10 protein-coding genes and 1 pseudogene are annotated in these 12,240 nt (G+C 51.3%); 9 read left to right on the top strand and 2 right to left on the bottom strand.

Annotated elements, in window-relative coordinates:
- Positions 1-273: 273 nt before the first annotated feature.
- The 9 genes from F463_RS0111850 to F463_RS0111810 all read left to right on the top strand — a co-directional run bounded on the left by F463_RS0111850 (position 274) and on the right by F463_RS0111810 (position 9,886).
- Positions 274-2,457, top strand: coding sequence for a TonB-dependent receptor (locus F463_RS0111850; protein WP_018987311.1), 2,184 nt, complete (start codon positions 274-276; stop codon positions 2,455-2,457).
- An 8-nt stretch (positions 2,458-2,465) separates the two neighbouring features.
- Positions 2,466-3,146, top strand: a complete 681-nt coding sequence (locus F463_RS0111845; protein ID WP_018987310.1) for a Fe2+-dependent dioxygenase — start codon at positions 2,466-2,468, stop codon at positions 3,144-3,146.
- Between the two features lie 4 nt (positions 3,147-3,150).
- A complete protein-coding gene (locus F463_RS0111840; RefSeq protein ID WP_018987309.1) occupies positions 3,151-4,194 on the top strand; it encodes an alpha-hydroxy acid oxidase in 1,044 nt (347 codons plus the stop codon).
- Between the two features lie 36 nt (positions 4,195-4,230).
- Positions 4,231-4,503, top strand: coding sequence for a PepSY domain-containing protein (locus F463_RS0111835; RefSeq protein WP_088177815.1), 273 nt, complete (start codon positions 4,231-4,233; stop codon positions 4,501-4,503).
- A gap of 7 nt (positions 4,504-4,510) precedes the next feature.
- Positions 4,511-5,056 (top strand): cytochrome b/b6 domain-containing protein, encoded by a 546-nt coding sequence (locus F463_RS0111830; RefSeq protein ID WP_018987307.1) that lies wholly within the window; start codon positions 4,511-4,513, stop codon positions 5,054-5,056.
- Positions 5,057-5,264: 208 nt separating this feature from the next.
- Positions 5,265-6,689 carry a TolC family protein gene (locus F463_RS0111825; RefSeq protein WP_018987306.1) on the top strand — a complete coding sequence of 475 codons (1,425 nt, stop codon included), beginning with the start codon at positions 5,265-5,267 and terminating at the stop codon, positions 6,687-6,689.
- A 12-nt stretch (positions 6,690-6,701) separates the two neighbouring features.
- Positions 6,702-7,943, top strand: coding sequence for an efflux RND transporter periplasmic adaptor subunit (locus tag F463_RS0111820; RefSeq protein ID WP_018987305.1), 1,242 nt, complete (start codon positions 6,702-6,704; stop codon positions 7,941-7,943).
- Between the two features lie 4 nt (positions 7,944-7,947).
- Entirely contained in the window at positions 7,948-8,664 is a 717-nt protein-coding gene (locus tag F463_RS0111815) for an ABC transporter ATP-binding protein (RefSeq protein ID WP_018987304.1), read from the top strand.
- Positions 8,657-9,886 carry an ABC transporter permease gene (locus tag F463_RS0111810; protein ID WP_018987303.1) on the top strand — a complete coding sequence of 410 codons (1,230 nt, stop codon included), beginning with the start codon at positions 8,657-8,659 and terminating at the stop codon, positions 9,884-9,886. Before F463_RS0111815 ends, F463_RS0111810 begins: the two co-directional genes overlap by 8 nt.
- A gap of 18 nt (positions 9,887-9,904) precedes the next feature.
- Here the strand turns inward: F463_RS0111810 and tfpB are convergent, their stop codons facing one another.
- Positions 9,905-11,695 (bottom strand): type IV pilus assembly ATPase TfpB, encoded by a 1,791-nt coding sequence (tfpB, locus tag F463_RS0111805; protein WP_018987302.1) that lies wholly within the window; start codon positions 11,693-11,695, stop codon positions 9,905-9,907.
- A 228-nt stretch (positions 11,696-11,923) separates the two neighbouring features.
- Positions 11,924-12,240, bottom strand: a pseudogene (locus F463_RS15040) (IS481 family transposase); the annotation flags it as partial.

Here is a 12,240-nt window from a genome sequence, read left to right as displayed (position 1 = left end):
CTTTTTAAACACACATGTTTATCAATCTATTCGATAAGCATGTTGTGCCGATTAATTGCCCAGGCATTTTCACTTACAAAGCTTGAAAAAACAATTCAGCTGCTACCTTTGTCTGCCTGGTCGTAGATGTGGAAACTTTCGTTTTATATCCATCCTATGTCCCTTAAAGAAAGTCATTGATATCAAACAATTCACACAATATCTTTCATTGATTATAACAATGAGAATTGTTGTCATTTAATATCTTAATATTTGAAACTTACAGGAGACAATATGCCTACAGGCCTTCATCGTAAAACAATCACATTGGCGCTTTTGATGGCGCTACCAGCAATTTCATCCGCCGCAGAAGAAGAGAAAACAGCAGATGCTACCCAGACTATGACTGAGGTTAAGGTCAAGTCGGAGCGCATTCAAGATAAACCAAACAAAGGTTACCAAGCGACCAAAACCCGGGTAGGTAAAACTTATCAGGATCCACAAGACGTGCCGCAAGCAGTCACTACCCTGACGCGCGAATTGCTGCATGATCAACAAGTGGGCTCATTGCGCGAAGCCTTGCGTAACGTGGTGGGTTTGTCAGTGAATGCGGCCGAAGGTGGGCGTGCTGGGGACAACTTCAACCTGCGTGGTTTTTATACCTTTGGAGATATTTACCTGGATAATATGCGCGATACGGCGCAGTACAACCGTGAAACATTTAACCTTGAACAGGTCGATGTATTGCGTGGTTCAGCCGCCATGCTGTTCGGTCGCGGTCAGGCCGGTGGTGTGATTAACCAGGTCAGCAAGATGGCTGAGTTGCGTGATAAAAATGTCGTGACTGGTAGCCTGGGCGAGTACGATTATCACCAGTTTACGGGTGACTTTAACAAGCAGTTAACAGAGACGGCGGCGATTCGCGTCAACGTGATGGATAGGTACGAAGAAACCTACCGTAAAAACCCGACCACAGGTGACCGTCCATCTTTTGACCGTAAAGGGGTGGCTATCAGTTTTGGCGCTGGTATTGGGACTGAAAACGAATTCTTCCTGAACCATATTTATACACAGACACGGGATGTGCCAGATTTTGGTGTTCGTTTCTCGGGTACACACCCACTTAATAGTTCCTCAACAGGCGCCAGTGATAAAACCTTCTGGGGTGATAACCGTAACTTTGACGACAGTGATACACGTGTCACAACTGCAATTTTTACGCATAAGTTTTCTGAAGATACGCAGTTGAGAACACAACTGAGAAGTGGCACATACAACAGAGCATTTTGGGCTAAAACACCACCCAAAGGCGCAACTCCCGCAATGCCAACATTTAGCGGTAGTGCCGGCGGTAACGTTGCGCGCTATTTGAATTATGAAACCTTAAATTTGCAGTCAGATTTCAGTACCAAGTTTGAATTGGCCGGTATGAAACATGCGCTATTAACGGGTGTGGAATACTTGAAGGAGGATTCAGTCCGTCGCCAATTGACTGATCTCGATCCGACAACAGGTGCATTATTTGACCGTCATGCAAAAGGAAACTTACAAAATTCTTTCAATGCCGATAACTACGCGCTTTATGTTCAGGATAGTGTTGAATTCGTCCCTAACTGGACTGCGTTAGCAGGGGTGCGGCGCGATGAGCTACATTCGAAATACTCCAGCGCAACCTCACCAAAACTCAGCTACGGCGAAAACAGTTACCGTACCGGGTTGTCATGGCAGCCTAATCCAGACAGACACTATTACGCTACCTGGAGTGATTCCTTCAGCCCGACCGCTGATCTTTACCAGTTGACTGTGGTGCCACAAGATCCAGAGCGTAGCAAGACATTTGAAGTCGGTTCAAAATGGCTTTTCATGGACGGTGATTTAGCAGTTCGCACCGCTTTGTTTACTACCACCAAATATTGGGAGCGTAACACTGACCTTGAGGCAACGTCAGCAATTCTTACTAGAAAACGTCGGACGAATGGTGTTGAAATAGAAGTCACTGGTAAAGTCACTGACCGTTGGGATGTGTTTGCAGGCATTGCATTATTGGATGCGCGCGTAATCAAAGCCGCTCAAAACGTCGCTGCCGGTAACGTTTATAGCTATGCAGATGAGCGTGTAGAGGGGCAACGTGCGCGTAATACCCCTATTGGGACCTTAAATATTTGGACGACATACGCATTAACAGATGCGTGGAAGATTGGTGGCGGTGTAGAGGCCAAAGGCGAGCGGTATGCCTATCAACCTGGTTCGGCTAACTTAAGCGGATCGTTTGTTGGCGGTCATTTCAACCCCAACTCCGCCCCAGGCTACGCCCGTGTCGACCTGATGGCATCGTATGAGCAACCCAAATGGGCAGTACGTCTCAACGTGAAAAACCTGCTGGATAAAGAGTATTATGACGCAGTGTATGACAACGGTGGTTTGGTGACACCAGGTAACCGTCGTCAAGCGATTGTGACCACTGAGTATAAGTTCTAGGAGTTGATTTGCTGCTGACGTTACCGGATGTATTGCTCAAAGAAGAGTTAACGACTATCCGAGGCCTGCTTAAACAGGCGCAATGGGTAGATGGCCGCAGTACCGCCGGTACGCAGGCAGCACAAGTCAAAAATAACCAGCAACTGGCCGAACAGTATCCGTTGCTGGATGAAATTCGCAGGATCGTGTTGCAGGCATTGCATCGCGATCCTTTATTTTTTTCTGCTGCCCTGCCAGACAAAATTTTGCCGCCGTTTGTGAACCGTTATTCCGGCGAAACCAATCATTACGGGTTTCATGTGGATAGTGCCATGCGCAGCATGCCGGATGGCAGTGCGCGGGTGCGCGCGGATGTTTCAGCCACTTTGTTTTTTAACGATCCTGATGAGTATGAAGGCGGTGAGCTGGTGGTTCAGGATGTGTTTGGTGACCAGCGCATCAAGCTTAAAGCTGGTTCTATCGTCATTTATCCTTCCAGCTCTGTGCATGCGGTCACGCCTGTGACACGTGGTGAACGGCTGGCCAGCTTTATGTTTATTCAGAGCATGGTGCGCGATGCGGCACACCGGCGCATGTTGTTTGATATGGACATGGCTTTGGTCAGGTTGCGCCAACAACATGGGGAAACTCCGGAAGTGGTGCAGTTAACCGGCATCTACCATAACCTGTTACGCCAGTGGGCGCTCTAAGCTCATGCAATCCTTACCGTTATTACCCTACTTTGCGCAGCAGGCGCAAACCAAGCTCCCTGCCAATATCTGGCACTACCTGCAATCCGATGCAGGCCATGGCGCGCAACTGCAAACCAATGAAGCCGGGTGGCAAGCCAAAAAGCTGCTGCCACGTCCTTTACAGGTTTTGCATCATCCCAGCACGCAATGTGAGTTGTTTGGTGAGCAGTGGGCACATCCCATTATGCTGGCGCCTGTGGCATACCAGAAACTGTTTCATGCAGATGGTGAAATTGGCACGGCTGTCGCTTGCAATGCCCAGCAAGGGCAGATGATGGTGAGTAGCCTGGCCAGCCAGCCGGTGGAAGAGATAATTAATCAGGCTCAACAACCGCTGTGGTTCCAGCTTTACTGGCAAGGCAGCCGTGAAGCCACTGCAGTGTTGTTAAACAAGGTGTTGGCCGCTGGAGCAAGCGCGATTGTTTTTACTGTGGATGCGCCGGTGAAGCAGGCACTGATTGATTTGCCTGCTGGTATAGTGGCTGTTAATTTAGCCAGGCCATTGAGCATGCAGCCTATCAGTGCTGGGCAAAGTCCTGTCTTTGACGGCTGGATGACCCAGGCACCGACGTGGGACGATGTGGCGTGGTTGCGGCAACAGCTTAAGGTTCCGTTATTGATCAAAGGCTTGATGCATGTGGATGATGCCAAACGCACGTTGGCAATTGGTTGTGAGGGGGTTGTTGTCTCTAACCATGGTGGTCGCGTACTGGATAGCACGCCGTCAGTCGCTGCGGTGTTGCCAGGGATCGTGGCGGCGGTAGGCGGGCAATGCAAAATCCTGGTCGATAGCGGCATCCGTTCCGGGCAAGATGTGTTTAAAGCCCTGGCCATGGGTGCTGATGCAGTCTGTATCGGTCGTCCGTATGTCTGGGGCTTGGCGGCGGAAGGCGCGATGGGCGTGGCAAAAGTCATACGCACGCTGCGGGATGAGCTGGAAATGACCATGGCACTCACAGGAGTGTCTAACCTGGCTGAGATACGCAAGGTGGAATTGTATGCATAACAAAAGGAAATACAGATGAAAAAAATGACTTTTAGAATGTTGTTGGCACTGGGTTTGTTAAGCCAAGGCTTGTTGGGCTCACAGGCAGCCTTTGCGGCGGCCGATTGCAAGTCTTATCCCAAAGAGGAGTGGGCGTCGGAAGATACGCTGAAAGAGGCGCTGGAGGCCGAAGGGTACACCATCAAAAAATTTAAAATTGACGGTAATTGTTACGAGATTTATGGTCGTAACAAAGAGGGTAAAAAAGTCGAGATTTATTTCGATATGAAAACCCTGGCGATCGTCAAAGCTATTGGTTTGAAAGACTAGTAAGCGCATGCCAACGCGTAACGAGCTGCTGTGGCCCTGGTGGGTGCGGGTGAGTCACTGGCTGGTAGCTGCTGGAGTGATCGCACTCTGGCTGATGAGTTATGTCTGGTATGAAACCGACTGGTGGCATCGGTTGGTCGGGTACGCTGTCCTTGCCGTGGTGGCAATGCGTATTGTGTGCGGTTGCCTGACCACAGCAGAGTGCGCACGTTTTTACCTGCCAGGTTGGCGTGCAATTTGCACCCATCTCAGTAAGATCAGGCAAAAGCGTATGACGCCGCACAGAGGACACAATCCGCTAGGGCAATGGGCGGTTTATCTGATCTGGCTATTCATCGCAGCACTGGCGCTGACCGGCTGGTTGAGTCGTACCGATGCCTTGTGGGGCGAGGATTGGCCGGTTGAGCTGCATGCCGCGCTTAGCCTGGGTTTGCTGGCGCTTATTGTTGTGCACGTGCTGGCAGTGATTGTTGTATCGCGCTTGTCGGGCCAGCATTTGTTATCACAAATGATACATGGGCACGCACAATCTTTAAAACATACATCGGACTAAATGCCGCTAGCAGCAGGGCTCTGGACATTTGATATCCGTCCGGGGCCACTCAATCTCATCCTTCTTAAAAGTATCAAAATGTATCGTTCTCTTTAGTCGCACTCACGCTTCATTTAAGATGGCTGCGCGATGAGGAAAAGATGTATATCTACGAGGTTGTGCTGTTTTGTTGATTAAGTGGAGTGGCATGCGCCAGTGTGTGTGCTTAATGATGCTTTGCTCTTGTGTGTCACTCGAGGCACAGGAGTCACTATTTTATAACGATGGTGACCCCCTGGACACGCAAGTGCAAACTTTGCCTAGAATACCCGGGCAATATTGGGGAGGTGACGCCGGTTGTGATGAGGTGAATTGGCAGCAGCCACTGACACTGGCCGATGTGGCTAATATCAGCTTGTGCCATAACCCGCAAACCCGTGAAATGTGGGCCAATGCCCGCGTGCAAGCCGCGCAGTTAGGTGTGGCCAAGTCAGCCTATTTACCGACGGTCACCGACACCGTCTCCAGCAACATGGGCGTACTGAATCCTGAATCGGCCACGCGTGGCAATCCCAATCTCAATCTTTCAAACAGCCTGGTGGCGAGCTACTTGCTGTATGACTTTGGTAACCGCAAAGCCAATATCGAGAGTGCGCGCCAGTTATTACTGGCCGCCAGTGCGACGCAAAGCAGTACGGTACAAAGTATTTTGCTCAATACCATTGCCGTTTATTACCAGGTGCAGGCCAATATTGCTGCGGTTTCGGCAGCGCAGCAAGCCGAGCGGGCCGCTGAGGAAAGTTTCAAGGCGGCCAATGCCCGTTACCAGGCAGGGGTGGCAACGCCTGCGGATAAGTTGCAGGCGCAAACTGCCTACGCGCAACTGACCTTACAGCGCATTACCATTGAGGGTAACCTTCGCGTTGCTTATGGCAGCCTTGCCAACCTGATGGGGTGGCCAGCCAACCGCTCAATGACTTTGGCTCCAAGCGCCAATCAAACACCCTCCGGCATTCTTGATGATGTGAGTACACTGATACAACAAGCGGGCCAGCGCCGCCCTGATTTATTAGCCAGCGAGGCGCAGGTGCGGGCGGCAGAAGCCAGCATTGCTGCCAGCAAGGCAGCAAGCAAGCCAACCATCAGCGTGGGTGTCTCCAATAATCTTCAGGATGGTTCGCAGTATGCCGCCAATAGTGCGACCACGCTGGGCTTTACGGTGTCTATCCCGATTTTTGCAGGGTATGCCCCGACCTACCGTATACGCGCGGCAGAAGCGAGTGCTGACTTGCGGCTGGCACAGCGTGATAGTCTGCGTTTACAGATTTCACTGGATGTGTGGAGCGCTTACCAGAATCTGCGTACCGCCTTGCAGTCGGTGACTGCCAGCCAAACCCTGCTCGAAAGTGCCGAACAGTCTTACCGTGTCGCTTTTGGCCGGTATACCGCAGGGGTAGGCAATATTATTGATACGCTCAATGCGCAAAGTGCGCTGGCCAGTGCCCGTCAGCAAAATATCCAGGCCAGTCTTAACTCCAATATTGCGCGTGCGACTTTAGCCCAAGCCATCGGTGTGCTTGATCATGCCATGATCCAGTCATTACCCGGTGCAGTTTCTCCTGATTTACCCAGCGCCGCGGCGCCAGCTCAATAAACGGATTTAACGATGAAACGTATCAAACATACATTGATATTAAGCGTGCTGATTGCCTTGGTGGGTGCAAGCTATTGGTATTACAAGCAGACACAGCAGATTAACCCCGAAGATCTCTACCGGCTGGATGAAGTGACGCAGGGGCATATTGAGCAAACGGTTTCTGCGAATGGCACGCTTAATCCGGTCAGCCTGATCAGTGTCGGTACGCAGGTATCCGGTATCGTCAAAAAGATGTATGTGGACTTTAATGATGTGGTCAAAAAAGACCAGGTGCTGATGGAACTGGATAGCCGCTTGTTTAATGCGCAGATTGCACAGTCACAGGGTAACGTGAGAAATAACGAGGCAGCGGTGGAGTTGGCAATTGCTAATGAAAAACGCATGCGGCAGTTATATGCACAAGAGTATGTTTCCAGGCAGGAGCTGGATACGGCAGTGCAGGTATTAAAGTCCGCCAGGGCACAATTGGAAACCGCGCGCGGTGCATTGGCGCGTGATGTGACCAACCTGAATTTAAGTATTATCCGCTCGCCCGTGGCTGGCGTAGTGGTGAACCGCGTGGTCGATGTCGGCCAGACGGTGGCAGCCAGTTTTCAGACGCCGACCTTGATCCAGATCGCGCAAGACCTTTCCAAAATGCAGATAGACACCAGTTTTGCTGAGGCCGATATCGGCAAAATCAAAGAGGGACAAAGGGTCAATTTTAATGTGGATGCCTTCCCGGACCGCAGCTTTGAAGGCGTGGTGAAACAGTTGCGTTTAAATTCAACCAATACTTCCAATGTGGTGACTTATAACGTGGTGGTGTCAGTGGATAACCAGGACCTGACCTTGCTGCCGGGTATGACCGCTTATGTGAACATTATTGTCGACCGTGCGCGGCATGCATTGCTGGTGCCTAATGCGGCGTTACGCTATAAACCAAAATTGGCAGATATTGTCAGTAAACAACCGCTTCCCAGAGAAGGTGATGGTGATGGTAAACGTGCTTGGCGTAGGCATGAAGGCAAAGGTGAGCGACGTGGGGTGCCTGCTGCTGGTAGCACAACGGGCACAATTTACGTATTGAGGGCTGGAAAACCAGTGATGGTGCGTGTGTATGCTGGCATTACCGATGGGCGCTCAACTGCAGTGACTGGCAATGGACTGGCAGCTGGGGATAAAGTGATTGTGGGCGAGTTGCAAAGCGATAATTCAGCTAACAATAGGCCTGGCAATAATAACGGCCCACGCGGCCCGAGAATGTTCTAAAAAGATGCAGCAACCAGTCATCTCTGTAAAGCATCTTTACAAAGCCTATCGGACGTCTGCGGGTGATTTCCCCGTATTAAAAGATGTCAACTTGCAGGTGCTGAGAGGGGATTACGTCGCCATCATGGGGCCATCCGGCTCCGGCAAATCTACCTTTATGAATATCCTGGGCTGCTTGGATATGCCAACCGCAGGCAGCTATGTGCTGGATGGATATGCGGTCGCCACCATGCCCGCGGACCAGGTGGCAAAGGTGCGTAACCAGACCATAGGTTTTGTTTTCCAGGGGTTTAACCTGCTGGCGCGCGCCAGCCTGCTTGATAATGTTGCCTTACCGTTGGTCTATGCTGGCGTTAGCAAAGAGGAGCGGCATGCGCGTGCCAGGGTGTTGCTCGAAAAGGTAGGTTTGAACAAGCATATGCATTCGCATCCCAACCAGATTTCTGGTGGCCAGCAGCAGCGTGTCGCCATTGCGCGAGCATTGGTCAACCAACCGCGGCTGATTTTGGCGGATGAACCCACCGGTAACCTGGATAGCACGACCAGTGAAGAGATCATGGCCATTTTTGATTGCCTGAATCAGGAAGGCATTACCATTGTGCTGGTCACGCATGAAACCGATATTGCCGAACATGCCAAACGGCAAGTGCGTTTCCTGGACGGCAAGATTGTGCAGGACACCGGGGCTAGCGCCTCAAGTGCGGAGAACGCCAATGTTTAGCGCCATGTTGGGGGAAGCCTGGCACGCCATGGGTGCCAACCGCTTACGCACGTTTCTGACCATGCTGGGCATGGTCATTGGTGTGAGTGCCGTGGTATTGATGATGGCCATCGGGCAAGGGGCTGAGGCTTCGGTCAAACGCTCTATCAGTGCCATGGGCAGTCATTTGTTTGTCGTACTCTCCGGCCCTCCCAGAATGGGCGGCGCGCGCACTGCTACCGGTAACGCACCTTCACTGAATGTGCGTGATGCCAATGCCATGAGCGAGCTCTATGGCGTGGTCGGTGTCGCTCCCGTGACCATGGGCAAGGGCCAGATCGTGTATGCCAGCAATAACTGGAATACGGATATCATCGGCACCACGCCAGAATATATGGATATCCGCGGCTGGAGACTGTCTGCCGGGTATCCGTTTTCATCCTCAGATACACGCTCTGCCACACGTGTGGCTTTGCTTGGTAAAACCGTCGTGCAAAACCTGTTTGGTGAAGACGCGGATATTGATGCTGTAGGCAAGACTATACGCATTAACCAGCGACCGTTTGTGGTGCTGGGCGTGCTGGAGAGCAAAGGGCAAACGTTGGATGGACGCGATCAAGATGACACCATTATCGTGCCGCTGACAACTGCGCAGCGCAAACTGTTTGGAAACCAGTTACCGGGTACGGTGCGGCAGATTATGGTACAGGCTGAGTCGGATAGTGTCATGGGGATGGTCGAAGAGGCACTGAACAGCCTACTCAACCAGCGTCACAATATCCGTGAAGGCGCAGACAGTGATTTTTCAGTACGCAACCTGACAGCTATTGCAAATTCTGCCGCTGAAACCGCGCGTACCATGTCTTTGTTATTGGGGGCCATTGCCTCGGTATCTTTGCTCGTAGGTGGCATCGGCATTATGAATATCATGCTGGTGTCGGTAACCGAGCGGACACGTGAAATCGGTATCCGCATGGCGATAGGGGCACGTGAGCGGGATATCCTGCTGCAATTTTTGCTGGAGGCCATCATGATTTCGATCGTCGGTTGCCTGATTGGGATTTTGATCGGCGTCAGCGGCGCGATATTGGTCAGCGTGTTCACCCAGGCTGAAGTGATTATCTCGAGTGCCTCGGTCTTGATCGCCTTTAGTGTGGCGGCAAGTATTGGTGTCTTTTTCGGCTTTTATCCGGCCAGGAAAGCCGCACGTTTAAATCCCATAGAGGCCTTGCGCTATCAATAAACGCAGGTCTTTTGCAGGTTAGTCCATCTCAATTGGCGGCGCCACTTTAAGAACTTCTTCTACCGTGGTCAACCCGGCCGCAATCTTCTCTGCCCCATTCAGCATCAAAGGTTGCATGCCAGCTTTTGTCGCAGCTTGGCGTAACTGCAGTAAATCCGTTTCTGGCGTGATCAGTTTGCGTAGCGCGGGCGTGAGTGTCAGCATTTCATAAATGCCCGTCCGGCCGCGATACCCGGTCTGGCGGCATTCCTTGCAGCCGACTGCCTTCATGGTTTTTGCCGGTTTTTTGGCTTTAAACGGCTGTGTCACGCTGGCCCATTGCTCGTCTGAAATCTCGTCCTCCGTTTTGCAATGTGGGCACAAAGTGCGTACCAGGCGCTGCGCCATGATGCCAAGCAAACTGGAGTGTATCAGGTAGGCAGGCACCCCCAGGTCCAGTAAGCGTGTCACGGCTGAAGGTGCGTCATTGGTATGCAGTGTGGAAAGCACCAGATGCCCGGTCAATGCCGCCTGTATCGCCATATCTGCGGTTTCCTGGTCGCGGATTTCGCCAACCATGATAATGTCTGGGTCTTGCCGCATCAATGTGCGTATGCCTTCGGCAAAGCCTAAGCCGATATTCTGGGTGACCTGCATCTGGTTAAATGCCGGTTCTATCATCTCAATCGGGTCTTCCACCGTACATACATTCACTTCATCGGTAGCCAGTTGCTTGAGTGTGGTGTACAAGGTGGTGGTTTTACCCGAGCCGGTGGGCCCCGTGACCAGAATGATGCCGTTGGGCTGATGCGTCCATTGCGCCCATTGCTCGCTTTGGCGTTTGGAAAAACCGAGTAACTGGAAATCCTGTACCAGAATATCCGGTTTAAAAATCCGCATGACCAGTTTTTCGCCAAAGGCGGTCGGCATGGTCGATAAGCGCAGTTCGATTTCCTTGCCATCAGTCCCGACGGTTTTGACGCGGCCATCCTGCGGACGGCGCTTCTCTACCATGTCCATGCGGCCCAGCAGCTTGATGCGACTGGTAATGGCGTTCATGATGTTGCTGGGTAACTGGTAAACCTGATGCAACACGCCGTCAATGCGGAAGCGCATCAGTCCCATTTGACGGCGGGGCTCCAGGTGAATATCACTGGCACGTTGTTCAAACGCATATTTAAACAACCAGTCAACGATGTTCACGACATGCTGTTCATTGGCATCCAGCTGGCGGTCTTTGCCCAGTTCAATCAGTTGTTCAAAGTTTTGTACGCCGACAATTTGCCCGGCCTTGGCTGCATTGGCTGATTGAATCGCCGCAGACAGTTGGTACACCTCGGGTAAATAACGCTGTAAATCCAGCGGATTGACCATGACCACTTCTATGCGCAATTTGAGCATGCGTTCCAGGTCATGCAGCCATTCCTGATGGAAAGGATCGGCAGTGGCAATGGTGGCAACACCGTCTTTCACAGTAATCGGCATGATGCGCAACCGCTCAGCATAAGCCTGGGAGACGATTTGTGCCGCGGCGCTGAAATCTAATTTCAGCGGATCAATCTGGTAGTAAGCGACTTTAGCCTTGTCGGCGACATATCGGCTGAGGCTATCTACCGTGAGTAATTGTGAAGGTTGTCGTTGATCAGGCCACTTTTGCTCGGCCACAATGATAATCGGGTGTATTTTAGAGCTATCGCGCTTGCGGTCCTGATGCAGCTTTTCTGCCCATGCCTTGTCAATACGGCCATCTGATACCAGCATGCGCAATAAATCACCCAAGCGCAGGCTGTCTAAAGATTTTGGTATTGAAAAAGGGGCTGGACTATTCATGACACATAAGGGCTGGGGTACCAGCTTACAGTGCAAGAACTATGCCATGGAAATGTGGCAGAAATGGTCACTTTTGAATGACGCCTTACTTAGAGACCTAATTTTCTTTGGCGAATAAGTTTACGTTTTTTCGCCTCTAGGCGAGTTACTTTTCTTTGCTTGCCCTGTATAGACCGAGGACATAGGTGACACATGTACGAGGACATGGTTGACACATTAATGTGTTTTTCATGAGTGTGTAAAGTAGATGGTTTCGCAATGATGGTGCGCATAAAACACATCATAGACGCCATCCTCATCATGGCGAGGGCGAATTGCCACTTCATGCCTGTGTAAGGCGCTGGATACCTTGAATCTCTTTCCCTTGTATCGCAACTCACCATTCCATTTCACTGTGACCACCGCATCATCCGGTCCATACTCAATCTCAGGTAGCCTGGACGGAAACCCTCTCGGGCTGGGGCGATAACGACTGACAGGCGTATCCAGTGCAATCGCTTCGTGTGGGCGCTCGTGGTTATATACGCTACGCCAATCATCAAATG

This window comes from Methylophilus methylotrophus DSM 46235 = ATCC 53528, from assembly GCF_000378225.1.
Lineage (GTDB): Bacteria > Pseudomonadota > Gammaproteobacteria > Burkholderiales > Methylophilaceae > Methylophilus > Methylophilus methylotrophus.
The sequence above is the reverse complement of the archived record's forward strand: the minus strand, read 5'-3'. Positions and strand labels throughout refer to the sequence as shown.

What these genes read in the sequence shown, in the direction of transcription:
- F463_RS0111850 (WP_018987311.1), top strand. Translation starts at nt 274, where the DNA reads ATGCCTACAGGCCTTCATCGTAAAACAATCACATTGGCGCTTTTGATG.
- F463_RS0111840 (WP_018987309.1), top strand. Translation starts at nt 3,151, where the DNA reads ATGCAATCCTTACCGTTATTACCCTACTTTGCGCAGCAGGCGCAAACC.
- F463_RS0111835 (WP_088177815.1), top strand. Translation starts at nt 4,231, where the DNA reads ATGTTGTTGGCACTGGGTTTGTTAAGCCAAGGCTTGTTGGGCTCACAG.
- F463_RS0111830 (WP_018987307.1), top strand. Translation starts at nt 4,511, where the DNA reads ATGCCAACGCGTAACGAGCTGCTGTGGCCCTGGTGGGTGCGGGTGAGT.
- F463_RS0111825 (WP_018987306.1), top strand. Translation starts at nt 5,265, where the DNA reads ATGATGCTTTGCTCTTGTGTGTCACTCGAGGCACAGGAGTCACTATTT.
- F463_RS0111820 (WP_018987305.1), top strand. Translation starts at nt 6,702, where the DNA reads ATGAAACGTATCAAACATACATTGATATTAAGCGTGCTGATTGCCTTG.
- F463_RS0111815 (WP_018987304.1), top strand. Translation starts at nt 7,948, where the DNA reads ATGCAGCAACCAGTCATCTCTGTAAAGCATCTTTACAAAGCCTATCGG.
- F463_RS0111810 (WP_018987303.1), top strand. Translation starts at nt 8,657, where the DNA reads ATGTTTAGCGCCATGTTGGGGGAAGCCTGGCACGCCATGGGTGCCAAC.
- tfpB (WP_018987302.1), bottom strand. Translation starts at nt 11,695, where the DNA reads ATGAATAGTCCAGCCCCTTTTTCAATACCAAAATCTTTAGACAGCCTG.